We start from the raw sequence: 12,986 nt of genomic DNA, 5'->3' as shown, positions 1-12,986 counted from the left end.
CCATGAGGCAAGAAAATCGTAATTTCCTTTCTCGCACGAGGTCCAGATGAGCTTTCGCATCCAACCCGCCGCCCCCGCGCGCCCCAACCGTTGCCAGTTGTTCGGACCGGGATCAAACACCAAGCTGTTCCCGAAAATGGCCGCGTCGGCCGCAGACGTAATCAACCTCGACCTTGAGGACTCGGTCGCGCCGTCGGACAAGGACGCCGCGCGCGCAAATGTGATCGAAGCGCTGAAGACCGTCGATTGGGGCAACAAATACATGTCCGTGCGCATCAACGGACTGGACACACCCTATTGGTACCGCGATGTGGTGGACCTGCTGGAACAAGCCGGCGACCGGCTGGATCAGATCATGATCCCCAAGGTCGGCTGCGCGGCAGATGTCTACGCCGTAGACGCGCTGGTCACCGCCATCGAGCGCGCCAAGGGCCGTACAAAGCCCGTAAGCTTTGAGGTCATCATCGAATCCGCAGCTGGCGTTGCCCATGTCGAAGAGATCGCGGCCTCGTCTCCGCGCATGCAAGCGATGAGCCTGGGTGCAGCAGATTTTGCAGCCTCGATGGGGATGCAGACCACCGGTATCGGCGGCACGCAAGAAAACTATTACATGCTGCGCGAAGGCGAAAAACACTGGTCCGACCCGTGGCATTGGGCGCAGGCTGCCATTGTTGCTGCATGCCGGACACATGGCGTTCTGCCCGTGGACGGACCCTTTGGCGACTTCTCAGACGACGAAGGTTACATCGCCCAGGCAAAACGTTCGGCTACCCTGGGCATGGTCGGAAAATGGGCCATTCACCCCAAGCAGATCGCGTTGGCCAACCAGGTCTTCACCCCGTCGGATGAAGCCGTGTCCGAGGCACGCGAAATCCTGGCTGCGATGGAGCAGGCCAAAGCCAATGGCGAAGGCGCAACCGTTTACAAAGGCCGTCTGGTCGACATCGCCTCGATCAAACAGGCCGAGGTGATCGTGGCGCAGGCCGAATTGATTGCCGCGAACTGATCTAATTGAATAAGGCGCCCTTAGGGGCGCCTTATTTGGGCCTAACGGCCAAAGACGTCGTTAGGCGTCCATGTAAAACGCTCACCTTTCTTTCCTGATTTCATCATCAGGCAAGATGTACCGAGCTTCTGAAAATAGATTATCTTCAGCGGATACCAACCCGCCTTCGGCACCTCTACTTCGGTTCGTTGATTGGCCTCACACCCCTGAATACTATTGACTTTGCCGATCTGCTGCCCGCCAACCCAGGCATCGATTCCATCGTTTGACCATGTCTCCAACTCGTAAACCCCCGGTGAGTCAAAGCGCATGTAACCGGTGATTTCTGCAGCGACGTTATAGTGGTGGTCGAATGTCAAAACATCCTCGCCCTCGTTTGTATCCCTATAATCCAAACCGATCAGCGGCTGCCCCGGCTGAGCCTTAGGCAACAACTGCTTGGCATGAGTGAGGTTGCGGATTTTGCGCTGCGTACCAGTTCCCACATATTTTACATTCAATCCCGCTTTTGGATTGGGTTGCGGACTGGCGGGCTGCAATTTGAGCGGCGCGGCCACTGCTGAACTGGCGATAAACGCCGCAGCTGCTATCAGCGCTCCAATGCGAACAAATTTCATTATCTTCTCCCTGTGTGTGGCCTGTTGGGGTTGTTCCCCTTCGATCAGGTCCTTGAGAAGACACTAGGCTGTGAAAATTCACCCGGCAAGCCGGTTGAAGATCACAATTCCAACGTCAGGCGCGCATATCTTTGGGTGAATCCATCACCACATAAGACGTGATCGACGTCACATGCGGCAGTGTTCCCAGAACTTCGGTGTGGAATGTCTTGTACGAAGGTAAGTCCGCGCATTCCACGCGCAACAGGTATTCGATGGTCCCCGTGATATTGTGGCATTCGACCACTTCCGGCACACGTTGAAGGGCGCGTTCGAACCCTTCCTGTGCGGCTTTGGTGTGTTCACCCAGCCCAACGCCGATATAGGCGACGAATCCGACACCAATCTCGGATGGGTTCAGGACTGCGCGGTAGCCCGAGATTACACCCGAACGCTCAAGCTCCTGCACGCGGCGCAGGCAGGCAGAAGGAGACAACCCCACCCGGTCCGCCAGATCCAGATTACTGATGCGGCCGTCTTGCGAAAGTTCTCGCAATATTTGCTGATTTATGTGGTCAATTTTCGCCATTGATTGTGATATTAACGAGATCGCGCATTAAAACGCAATTTCATTTGTTCGGTTTGCAGCAATTATCCAACTTATGACCTACGATATCCTTCTGGCCCTGATCGCCTTTGCTTTTGTCTCGTCCATTACACCTGGACCCAACAACCTGATGCTGATGGCGTCTGGGGCCAATTTCGGATTTCGCAAGAGCATCCCGCACATGCTGGGGATCGGGCTTGGGTTTACCTTCATGGTACTATTGGTCGGCACCGGGCTGGTGCAGCTATTCGACAGATATCCGATCAGCTACACGGTGCTGAAATTCGCCTCTGTTGCATATCTTCTGTTCCTTGCTTGGAAAATCGCACATGCCGCCCCGGCGAAGGGGCAAAACACGACAGGCACGCCGATGACGTTCCTGCAGGCAGCAGCCTTTCAGTGGGTCAACCCAAAGGCCTGGGCCATGGCCCTGACAGCCACAACCGCCTACACACCTGATCAGACCCTTCAGGCGATCATTGTGGTGGCCCTTGTTTTCGGAGCAGTCAATCTGCCCTCGGTCAGCACATGGACCGTTCTGGGCCAGCAAATGGCGCGCATCCTGACGAACCCGCGCCGGTTGATGGTGTTCAACTGGACAATGGCGGCTTTGCTCGTCGGCTCGCTCTACCCGGTTCTATACCCGAACTGAGCAATTTCAGCGGCAGGTCTTCAGCCTGATTTCCATGACTGTGGGCCAAAACACTCAGAACGCGGTCTTCATCGGCATCCTTTCTATTTGCCTACCTGCGGATTCATATTCCGCAGCTACAAATCTTACTGAATTCACATCGGACCACACACGTAAGAATGTTACACTGGGCGTATAACTCACGAGACCAACAGACTTTCTAACATGGTAAATGAGGACCGATATGAACAATCCATCTCGCCCGCTCCGCCAAGTCCTGTTTGCCGCCATCCTTGCCACAATTCCGGCTATTGCGCAGGCCGATGACGTCCAGACACAAACCATGATTTCTGAACGTGTCAGCCAGCATAACCCGGCGCCCGAAGCCTATATCAAGGATCGCCCAATCCTGGGTTGGCAGCTGACCAGCGATGACTTCGACGCCATCCCCGACGCGATCCGCGAAAACCTCGGTTCGGTTGATGGCACCAGTTACGATCAGGCTTACCTGACCGAGAACGTCGGCTCGATCATTGCGCTGCAGTTCCGCAAGGATGGCCCGGACTTCTACATCATCGGCAAGAGCACTTATGATGCCGCATACGAGCTTGTTTCGTTGGACGATGTCGCAGCCAAAAACACACGCTTGATCGAGCGGCTGGATATGGCCCCTGCGGTCAAGGCGATGTTCGAAGACCAAACTCCAGGCATAGTCGGAGCGCTCAAAACGACCCCGGTGGAAATGCTGCGCATGTCTGATCTGGGTTATGCAACAGGTGAAGCCCTGACTATCCAAGCGCCATGGGGTGAACAGACTAAACCGGAAGGCGCGGACGCATTTCTGGTCTGGGACGGCGGCGAAAACCAGTACTACATGGTGAACGCAGACGATGACGGCCTGCCGTCCAGCTATGTACCCGTCCAGTGACCTAAACCGGCGTGACCCCGAACCACGCCCCGCTTTACCTTGTGTTGCATTCCTCTGACAGCAAGTTCATATAGCAATGAACTTCCGCGTTGAGAGGCGTCATGACCCAGTATCTGGATTTCGAAAAACCCCTGGCCGAGATCGAAGGCAAGGCCGAGGAATTGCGCGCGCTGGCCCGCGCCAACGAAGAGATGGACGTGGCCGAAGAAGCCGCCGCGCTGGATGCCAAGGCCGCCAAGTTGCTGGATGAGCTTTATGGCGATCTGACCCCATGGCGGAAATGTCAGGTCGCACGTCACCCCGAACGCCCCCATTGCCAGGATTACGTAGCCGAGCTGTTTACTGAATTCACGCCACTGGCTGGTGATCGCAACTTTGCTGACGATCTGGCTGTGATCGGCGGTCTGGCGCGTTTCGATGATCAGCCTGTCATGGTGATCGGACACGAAAAAGGCTCGGATACCAAATCGCGGATTGAACGAAATTTCGGCATGGCCCGACCCGAGGGGTATCGCAAGGCTGTGCGCCTGATGGAAATGGCCGGACGTTTCGGTCTGCCTGTCATCACCCTGATCGACACGGCCGGCGCATATCCAGGCAAAGGTGCCGAGGAACGCGGCCAGTCCGAGGCCATCGCACGGTCGACCGAGATGTGCCTGAAGATCGGCGTGCCCTTGGTGTCTGTGATCATCGGCGAAGGTGGTTCAGGCGGCGCAGTAGCGTTTGCCACGGCAAACCGCGTCGCAATGCTGGAACATTCGGTCTATTCGGTGATCTCGCCCGAAGGCTGCGCGTCGATCTTGTGGAAAGACTCGGAGAAAATGCGTGAGGCCGCCGAAGCCCTGCGCCTGACCGCACAAGACCTGCAAAAGCTGGGCGTCTGCGATCACATCATCACCGAACCCAAGGGCGGCGCGCATCGCGACCGCGCCGCAACGGTCGACTCTGTACGCGGCGCTATTGCTGCTATGCTGAAAGAGCTGGATGGCAAGGATGCGGCAGCCCTTATCAAGGACCGCCGTCAAAAATTCCTGGATATCGGCTCGAAGGGGTTGGCGGCCTAAAGCGTCAGCCACCGAGCTGGCGCAACAAAGCCGCCGAAGGTTCCCCGGTTACGGCCAAGCCACTGGCGCGTTGATACGCGCTGATGGCAGATTTCGTGTTGTTGCCGATAACCCCATCCGCGCCCTGCGTGTCGTACCCTGCGGATGTCAGGCGGCGCTGCAGCTCTTTGCGATCCTCAAGCGTCAACCCGGTCTCATCGGGCCCGAACGAGGCCTGAAATGGCGCACCACCAGCGATCCGGTCAGACAAATGTCCAACGCCGATCGCGTAGCTGTCCGAGTTATTATAGCGCTTGATCACCTGGAAATTGCGGAACACCGCAATGCGCGGCCCCGGCGTTTGCGGCTGTAACACCGCGACAGGTGTTCCCGAAACAGTGCCAGCTTCGCCACCCCATGGCTGTCCGCGCACCCAGCCAGCCCGCGCCAGATAGGCGGCGGTCGAGGCCAAAGAGTCCGCGGGATCCTCGGACCAGATGTCCCGACGGCCATCACCGGTGAAATCCACCGCATAAGCCAAGTAAGACGTCGGGATGAACTGCGTATGCCCCATCGCCCCGGCCCAGCTGCCGGTCATGTTCGCGGGCGTTGTATCGCCCTCTTGAATGATCTTCAGGGCAGCGATCAGCTGTTTTTCAAAAAACGCGCCGCGACGGCCGTCATAAGCCAGGGTCGACACTGCCGACACCACCGGCACGTCCCCCCGGCGAGATCCATAACGGCTTTCCAGGCCCCAGACGGCAACGATAACCTCTTTATCGACGCCGTACTTTGCCTCGATCTCTGACAGGGTTCCTGCATGGCGCACCAGCATCTGCTTGCCGGTTGCGATCCTTTCATCAGAAGCTGCAATCGCCAGATAATCCTCAAGCGAGCGTTTGAATTCGACCTGATTGCGATCTCGTTCGATCACGCCCGGCAGGTACCCCGCCCCCTGAAAGGCCCGGTTGATGGTGGTTTGAGAAATACCTTGCGAGGCCGCGCGGGACTTAAAGCCGGCAACCCAGGCGTCATAGCCTGCGTTGGGGACGGCCCGCATCCGCGTTGCCGGGGCGCTGGTTGGCGTGCCACCGGAACAGGCGGCCAAAAACGTTGACCCAAGTCCAACTGAAAATAGGCGTCGATTGATCATGTCTGAAATCTGCTCTTGTTGTGATTTGGGTCAGAGTATCGCAGACCAGGTGCGCAAGCTAGTTCTGCGGTGCTTGGAAACGGCAACCCGATCACTTCGGCGACAAGCCGCTTAACTGACCAGCATCCGCAGCCCCTGCGTCACATCCGACCGTACAGCCAGCCTCAATCCGGGCTCATCCCCCGCCTTCAACGCAGCGATGATCAGCTTGTGATAATGCGGCGGTTCTGTCCGCCGCAACCGCCCATAGAGCGCCCGCATTGTTGGCCCTAGCTGAAGCCATACCGTTTCCACAATGGCCAGCATCGCCGGAGCCTGAGCACGCAGATACAGCGTGCGATGGAATTCCAGGTTCGACCGGATGTAACCGACGGCATCCCGTTTGGTGACCATTTCCGCGACGGTCATGTTGATGCTCTGCAATCGGTCGATCAGGGCCATATGTGCACGGGGCAATGCGCGACTGGCCAGTTCGACTTCTAGCAGTGCACGCAGGGCTGCCAGCTCTTCGATACGGTCATTGGTCAGCTCGGGCGTGGACACCCGACCCGAAGAAGACAGGAACAGCGCCCCTTCGGCCACCAGTCGCCGCACCGCTTCGCGCGCAGGCGTCATTGAGACATCAAATTCCTTGCCGATGCCGCGCAGGGTCAACGCCTGCCCGGGCGCTATGTCGCCGTGCATAATACGTGAGCGCAGGGCTCGATAGACCAGATCATGAGCTGCGGGTTGGGTGTCGGTTGGGCGAGCGCTTAACATATCCCCATGTGATCACAAATTGCCGCGCGGTCAACTCGTCGCGCTATCAAATCTATACTGGTGAAGCTGCGCCCCGTTGTCGCGCAGCCAGCGCCTTTGGGCTTTGCAGTCACCAAACAGGCGCTCGACCTGCGCCCAGAACGCGGAGGAATGGTTCATTTCGGCCAGATGTGCGACCTCATGCGCGGCGACATAATGAAGGATGTCCGATGGCGCGAGGATCAGGCGCCACGAAAACATCAGACCACCAGCTGAACTGCAAGATCCCCAACGAGACCGCGTATCGCGCAAGGTCAGGCTGGAATAAGGTCGGCCCAGCATTGCCGCATAATCGTCGCAGGCTTCGGTCAGGCGATCTCTCGCCAGTTCCTTTAGGAACCGTGCCAATCGTCGGGCTTCGGCCCCTTTGGGGATTGCAACCTCTGCGTCCCGCAGCAGAACGCGTCGGCCCTCTGCCGGTACGATTCGCCTATCTTTGCCTTCAATGGGGATTGATTGCCCGAATCCCACGGACAATGGGTTGGGTCTGTCCTCAAGATGCTCACGGATCCAGTTTTCCTTGACCTTGGCGAAATTCAGCGCCTCGGATTCTGCGACACCTTTAGGGTAGGTCAGTGTAACCCGCCCATCCAATTGAGAAATTCGCAAGCTGATACGCCGCGCCCTGGCCGATTTGCGCAGCGTAAGCGGCACCGGCGGTTTTCCGGGCAATGCGTGGTCCCCCATGTGCCTGTTTCTCCTGCTCAAAGGCTTTGACAGTGCCCGCTGCATGTGGCACGTGACCTGAATCATTACTACGACTCACCTGATATCAAGGGGATCTGAAATGCCCAAGGAAGAATGGGGTGTAAAACGCGTTTGCCCGACCACCGGTAAGCGGTTTTACGACCTGAACAAGAACCCGATCGTCAGCCCCTACACCGGCGAGATCGTGGAGCTTGAAACCGGCAAGAGCCGGATGATCGCCGCAGATGCGGAAGATGCCGCGTCGGCAAAAGCACGCGAAAATGCGTCGGAAGAAGATCTGGTTCTGGACGATGACGACAGTGTCGACGTCGAGCTGGACGATGATCTGCTGGATGATGATGACGACAGCAGTGACGACGTTTCGCTGGACGAAATCACCGATATGCCAGCAGAAGAAGAAAGCTAAAACCGGTCCGGGGCGGCCGTTGCGCCGCCTCAAACTACCCCCGGATGCGAGGCAGAATCTTTTCCGCATAATCCATTTTTGGACTTGCGCTCATTGCCGTCGTCTCATAAACGTCCGTCCACCGCTACAGCGGTACCTGGAAGGGGCCTTAGCTCAGTTGGGAGAGCGCTTGCATGGCATGCAAGAGGTCAGGGGTTCGACTCCCCTAGGCTCCACCAAAACCTAACAATACAACTAGATAGCAAGCATTATAGCGGTGGGACACACAGGTGTGACACAAAATGAAGCTGCATGCGTATCTTTCACTGTCCCGACATGGCATCTACTACTTCCGTTGGCCACTGCCCGACACAAAACCAAAACCCCACACTAGACCAAGCACCACACGTAGGACCCTTCGGGTGTCTTTGCGTACAAGATGCCCTAAAGAGGCTGGTACTCTGGCAAGGCGTCTTGCAGTGTGCGGCGACACAATAGCAAAGCACATAGAAGCATCGGGCATGAACCACGGCGAACTGCGCACAAAGGTGCACGAGCACTTCACAGAAGTACTAAAGAAAGCAAAGGCACGTAGGTATGAACTCGGCCCCTATACCGAGCTAGAGAAGGAACGCATCGCCGACGCCATCCGTCTTCATGAGGCGGATAATGAAGACTACTGGGAATTGCTTGGCAGAGAACATGCCCGTTCAGAACTTGATAAGTTTTGTAACGGCACAGGAGTCAAACAGCCCAAGTCGCGTGAAGACGCTTTTCTTATCTTAGGTGAAATCAAGAAAGCTCAATTGGCGTTAGCCAAGACCATGCTGGAACATAATAAGACCTTCGAGAAGTACGATTTTGATGAGCCGCCCAGCGCTCCTGTGAGCCCCGCTGAAAGCGCTCAAGCTAGTTCCGGCGCGACCTCAGTAAAAGTTTCAAAGAAGCCTTCAGAGGCGGCTTCTGGCCCGCTACTGTCCCTCCTGTTTGCCGAGAGAAAAGCTGAGGCGGAACAGACAGGACAATGGTCAGCCAAGCTGCTGAACGACTATCAGGCTTGGACAGACCTCTTCATAGAACTGCAAGGCGACCGTGCGGTTCTAGATTACAAGAAAGCAGACGCACGCGACTTTAAGAATGTCCTAATTGAGCTTCCAAGCAACAGGAATAAACTACCGCAAACGATTGGCCTAACGCCTAGAGAAGCCGTACAAGCAGCTAAAGACCACGGCCTGCCAACGCTATCCGTAAGTACAGTCAACAAGGCCTTGGGAAGGCTGCAGGGGATATGGAAGTGGGCTGATAAGCAGTTGGATGAAGAGGTTGCAGACATCTTTGGGCCGATGAAGATATCTGACAACAACAATGCCAGAAACCAACACGACCCGTTCAGCAAAGAGCAACTGCAGACCATCTTCAACAGCCCCCTATACACAGGGTGTAAATCGAGGCGGTTCCGGACAGTGCAGGGAGATACAGACCTGAGCAATACCAGTTGGTATTGGCTTCCGCTGCTTGGCCTATGGACTGGCGCACGACTGAACGAGTTGTGCCAGTTGAGCGTTGAAGACATCGACCAAGAAGAGGGCATACCCCTAGTTCGGATCCAAGAGGGCGACGAAGACCAGCGCGTCAAGTTCGGCAAAAGCAGACTTGTTCCCATACACCCCGAGTTAGTCCGGCTTGGCTTCCTCCGCTTCGTACAGGCTCAGCGACGGGCAGGCCACGAGCGGATATTCCATGAACTAAAGCTGGGAGCGACAGGCTACTACTCAGATCAGGCAAGCAAAGACTTTAACCGCTACATCGACAGAATTGGCGTGAAGACGCTCAAGACCTCGTTCCACTCATTCCGCCATAACTTCAAAGATGCTTGCCGCCATGCTGGTGTACAACCTGACATCAATGACATCCTCTTAGGTCATGCGTTGCCCGGTATGGCAGGGCGTTATGGCGACGGGAATGTACCATTGCCACTGCTGAACAAGGCTATTCGCAAGATTGGGTATAGAGAATTGCGTTTAGAGCACATCAAGGTTTACCGATAGCTTGATTACGCGCAGTAATTCTTAACCAAGACGCATCGCCTTACTAACTCTCCAAAAGGCGGCATCCAGCCTCTCTCTGCGTTGATAAATTGATACTACATGGAGAAAGAGACTGGCGCTCGAGATCTAAGAGACATCAGCACCAAACTCCACGACCTCAAGTCCTTGGGTCTAAGGAGCAATAGAAGACCAAATCGAAGCAGCAACATCCGTGATCGCGGCGCCCGCAATCGTTAGTGCCACAAACCCTGCGATGCCACGATGAACGAATGCCGGCCATCTGTTGCGTTTGTAGTACTCCATTGGGGGAAACAGCCATCGCGCATACTGGAAAACAAATCGCGCAATTAGAAGCGACAGCAGAAGGCCATAAATCCCGAGAATAACGTTCAAAAAAATGGACTTGCCACCAACTAAACCGCTGATCAGATTATCGTTCTTGTAGATAATCCAGACCAATACCGGCAGAACGAGCAGGTAAATGAGGTAGTCGTACGCACCAGACCCATGGATGATGGGGCGCGTCGCCTTTCGCGACTTGAAGAAATCCTCGATCTTTTGAGCGGTTGAAATCACCCAATCCTCATCCCGTCCTTCAACATTGATCACACTGCGGTTCTCGGTTGGGTTTGAAGGAAGAGTTTGCAAGTCGATCTTTAAGCTGGGTTTCTCAAAACAGATGAACGCATTCACTGTATTCATTGGACGATTGTCGATGGCCCTTTGGGCATAAGTCGAATTCGACACAAACAGCGAAACCAGATCATCAGGAAAGGTTCGTTCCTCAGTTTTGGGGATTCCAAGCCCACGCACGGAATCGCCATTTCCTGCCACGTATTCATAATCGATAGGCATTAACTCGTTGATGCGAACCTGAGCGTGCTCGGAGCTTTCAAATGCACTGATATCTAAAGCGCCAAACTCGATTTGCTTTGATTTCTCGTTCGCGTCTGCCAGAAGCTCGCAGAACTCCTTCAAGTCCTCCGCCGACAATACGAGATTAGTCGGGTGCAGGTCACGTCTATACAATGGCACGCGGACCGGCTGTTCCGCTGGTAAAGGTGGCTGTTGCGGCACCTGCTCCTCTACCACCTCTGGTACGTTATCTACGCAGTCCGTCATTCCAATGCCTCATCAAACCGGTTGCGATCCAATAGCAAGGGGCGTCGCAGCATCCCTCTGTCTCTAATTGTATGGACTACTCACAACATAAGGTAGAGCAGCTAGAATATAAACATCCATATAGCGTCTCGACTAATTTCATCGCGCGGGCTGAAGGTAGTTCGTTCGCCTTTTGCTAAGGTCAAGATCAAGCTAACTTGGGCAACCGAAGCGGCTGGACAAATCCTTGAATATGCTTTGGTCGAGAATAGTGATCGGCAAGGTGCGATAGCACTCGCCAATTTAAATCTACCGCCCAACGTGTCTTAGCATTCGTGAAAACTCGATATTCGTCACGGTGAACGTTCGGAATATTGACGTCCGATTGGATGTGGATTTTGTTCCGGTATTTTCGAAGCTTGTGCAGGTCGTCATAAGTGTCCGCACCCATTCCATCCAAGATGCGATATTTTCGTAGGTTGTCGATAACAACGGCAAACTTATCGATTTGCTTACCTTCAATCTCTTGCCGATCTTCTTCCGACACATTCGGTACGCCTTCAAGATTGTAGTTTCGCGCTCGGTAGAAGACTTGAATGGCAGCGACCTCAATTAATGAGGCCGCCTGAAGCAGAATAGGTTTGTTGAACTTACCGTCTTCGTTCGCATCCACCAAATCACACAGAAGCTGAGAGTTGTAACCGGCATTATCGCCAGCCTTGAAATCCCCGAAGATGCTACATCCGAGTTCGACAAATATAAATGGCATCAATCCAATCCATTCCAAAGAGCCAAAAGTGCAGCTTTCGGCAACCGCTTCAAACCGATGTTGGAATGTATTGCAGCAACCGGCAGTTTGAACTCAGGACAGTCATTCGCTCCATATCGCATCAATGTCCATTGTGTCGGCCGAATTTTCTTCCGAATTTTCGGCAAATTTTTCCGAGCCCGTATCTATCATTCAAGGCAGGTAGAATTCCCCCTAGGGGTAGGTCAGCATTCATTTAGAACCTTTTGGTTTGATCCCTGTGTTTCACTAAGCCCTGCCCCAGCGACACAACTAGCACATGCGCAAAATTGTGTCTCACAAATATTGATTTTGACTTTTGAGACAGCATGTATCTCAATATCTAGAGCTTTGAGAGACGGAACAGATGATGTTTGTTGGCTATGCTAGGACTTCCACTTTGGATCAAACGGCTGGGCTTGATGCTCAACTAAGGGAACTGGAAAAGGCCGGGTGCCAGAAGGTATTCACCGAACAGGTATCTTCAGTCGATGTCAGAGCGCGTGAGAAGCTCACAGATGCGCTCAACTTCATCCGAGAGGGTGATCACCTAGTAGTCACCAAACTGGACCGCCTGGCGCGCTCTATGGCCCACCTGATGGAAATCCGCAGCCAGCTTGACGTCGTCGGAGCGCACCTAACGATCTTGGGGTTAAGTCTCGACACTTCCACTGCCCAAGGCAAGCTAATGTTGAACCTGCTGGGAAGCGTGGCCGAGTTTGAGCGTGAGATTATGCTGGAACGTCAGCGTGAAGGAATTGCCAAGGCCAAAGCTGCCGGAAAGTACAAAGGACGCAAACCAACCGCATTGGCAAAGTCGGACGAGGTGCGTGCTCTGGCAGGTGAAGGCATCGGCGCTACCAAGATTGCACAAGGCCTCGGCATCAGCCGCGCATCGGTTTACCGGATACTCAATGCTGGCCAAGGTTGATCGCTGCTACCTGAGTTGTTGGCAGGCTAGACTGGCGCCAATCTGAACTGGAGTAGATGTACACTCGTGCCGGATCATCTGTCTTCTTTGCTATTCGGCAATCTTCTAAGGTTCAATTCGGGGATTTCTAGCCCCTTCTTCTTATGAGGGAAGGAACAGAAATACTCGCGCTTTGCTTAACCCTCCCTCTTGTGAACAAACAGATGGATGCATTCATCGTTTTGCATGACTCATCCGTCTACCCGTTAGATTTCCACAAGATTG

Annotated in this window: 14 protein-coding genes and 1 tRNA gene; 8 read left to right on the top strand and 7 right to left on the bottom strand. The window is 54.7% G+C overall.

Going from position 1 to position 12,986, the window contains the following annotated elements:
• Nucleotides 1-46: 46 nt before the first annotated feature.
• Nucleotides 47-1,006, top strand: coding sequence for an L-malyl-CoA/beta-methylmalyl-CoA lyase (locus AC2FJE_RS09810; RefSeq protein WP_496760906.1), 960 nt, complete (start codon nt 47-49; stop codon nt 1,004-1,006).
• A 41-nt stretch (nt 1,007-1,047) separates the two neighbouring features.
• Here AC2FJE_RS09810 and AC2FJE_RS09805 read toward each other — a convergent pair whose 3' ends face one another.
• Together AC2FJE_RS09805 and AC2FJE_RS09800 are read right to left on the bottom strand one after the other, a co-directional pair.
• Nucleotides 1,048-1,623 carry a PA14 domain-containing protein gene (locus AC2FJE_RS09805; protein ID WP_282169958.1) on the bottom strand — a complete coding sequence of 192 codons (576 nt, stop codon included), beginning with the start codon at nt 1,621-1,623 and terminating at the stop codon, nt 1,048-1,050.
• 115 nt (nt 1,624-1,738) lie between these two features.
• On the bottom strand, nt 1,739-2,191 hold the full coding sequence (locus tag AC2FJE_RS09800) for an Lrp/AsnC family transcriptional regulator (RefSeq protein WP_058273360.1): 453 nt from the start codon (nt 2,189-2,191) through the stop codon (nt 1,739-1,741).
• 73 nt (nt 2,192-2,264) lie between these two features.
• Between AC2FJE_RS09800 and AC2FJE_RS09795 the strand changes: the two genes are divergently transcribed.
• The 3 genes from AC2FJE_RS09795 to AC2FJE_RS09785 all read left to right on the top strand — a co-directional run bounded on the left by AC2FJE_RS09795 (nt 2,265) and on the right by AC2FJE_RS09785 (nt 4,832).
• Complete coding sequence (locus AC2FJE_RS09795) at nt 2,265-2,861, top strand: LysE family translocator (RefSeq protein ID WP_109312213.1); 597 nt, start codon at nt 2,265-2,267, stop codon at nt 2,859-2,861.
• 223 nt (nt 2,862-3,084) lie between these two features.
• Nucleotides 3,085-3,768: a hypothetical protein gene (locus AC2FJE_RS09790; RefSeq protein WP_282169959.1), complete on the top strand. Its 684-nt coding sequence runs from the start codon at nt 3,085-3,087 to the stop codon at nt 3,766-3,768.
• A 101-nt stretch (nt 3,769-3,869) separates the two neighbouring features.
• Nucleotides 3,870-4,832: an acetyl-CoA carboxylase carboxyltransferase subunit alpha gene (locus AC2FJE_RS09785; protein WP_108861352.1), complete on the top strand. Its 963-nt coding sequence runs from the start codon at nt 3,870-3,872 to the stop codon at nt 4,830-4,832.
• A 4-nt stretch (nt 4,833-4,836) separates the two neighbouring features.
• Here the strand turns inward: AC2FJE_RS09785 and AC2FJE_RS09780 are convergent, their stop codons facing one another.
• From AC2FJE_RS09780 to AC2FJE_RS09770, 3 genes are all read right to left on the bottom strand, one after another.
• Nucleotides 4,837-5,964: a lytic murein transglycosylase gene (locus AC2FJE_RS09780; RefSeq protein ID WP_282169960.1), complete on the bottom strand. Its 1,128-nt coding sequence runs from the start codon at nt 5,962-5,964 to the stop codon at nt 4,837-4,839.
• A 111-nt stretch (nt 5,965-6,075) separates the two neighbouring features.
• Nucleotides 6,076-6,723 (bottom strand): GntR family transcriptional regulator, encoded by a 648-nt coding sequence (locus AC2FJE_RS09775; RefSeq protein ID WP_058279022.1) that lies wholly within the window; start codon nt 6,721-6,723, stop codon nt 6,076-6,078.
• A 30-nt stretch (nt 6,724-6,753) separates the two neighbouring features.
• Nucleotides 6,754-7,449, bottom strand: a complete 696-nt coding sequence (locus AC2FJE_RS09770; RefSeq protein WP_282169961.1) for a M48 family metallopeptidase — start codon at nt 7,447-7,449, stop codon at nt 6,754-6,756.
• 100 nt (nt 7,450-7,549) lie between these two features.
• On the opposite strand from AC2FJE_RS09770, the gene AC2FJE_RS09765 reads away from it, so the two are divergent.
• The 3 genes from AC2FJE_RS09765 (at nt 7,550) to AC2FJE_RS09755 (ending at nt 9,903) form a co-directional block, all read left to right on the top strand.
• The gene (locus AC2FJE_RS09765) at nt 7,550-7,876 is read left to right on the top strand and encodes a TIGR02300 family protein (protein ID WP_108861356.1); all 327 of its coding nucleotides are present in this window, start codon (nt 7,550-7,552) and stop codon (nt 7,874-7,876) included.
• 142 nt (nt 7,877-8,018) lie between these two features.
• Nucleotides 8,019-8,094 (top strand) — tRNA-Ala (locus tag AC2FJE_RS09760).
• Between the two features lie 282 nt (nt 8,095-8,376).
• On the top strand, nt 8,377-9,903 hold the full coding sequence (locus tag AC2FJE_RS09755; RefSeq protein ID WP_496760905.1) for a site-specific integrase: 1,527 nt from the start codon (nt 8,377-8,379) through the stop codon (nt 9,901-9,903).
• A gap of 171 nt (nt 9,904-10,074) precedes the next feature.
• Here the strand turns inward: AC2FJE_RS09755 and AC2FJE_RS09750 are convergent, their stop codons facing one another.
• Nucleotides 10,075-11,025, bottom strand: coding sequence for a hypothetical protein (locus tag AC2FJE_RS09750; RefSeq protein WP_480798005.1), 951 nt, complete (start codon nt 11,023-11,025; stop codon nt 10,075-10,077).
• Nucleotides 11,026-11,212: 187 nt separating this feature from the next.
• Nucleotides 11,213-11,773, bottom strand: a complete 561-nt coding sequence (locus AC2FJE_RS09745) for a hypothetical protein (protein ID WP_496760904.1) — start codon at nt 11,771-11,773, stop codon at nt 11,213-11,215.
• 388 nt (nt 11,774-12,161) lie between these two features.
• Between AC2FJE_RS09745 and AC2FJE_RS09740 the strand changes: the two genes are divergently transcribed.
• On the top strand, nt 12,162-12,722 hold the full coding sequence (locus AC2FJE_RS09740; RefSeq protein WP_496760925.1) for a recombinase family protein: 561 nt from the start codon (nt 12,162-12,164) through the stop codon (nt 12,720-12,722).
• The last annotated feature ends 264 nt before the right edge of the window (nt 12,723-12,986 follow it).

It is taken from the genome of Ruegeria sp. CDSC002, assembly GCF_059610905.1.
The sequence above is the reverse complement of the archived record's forward strand: the minus strand, read 5'-3'. Positions and strand labels throughout refer to the sequence as shown.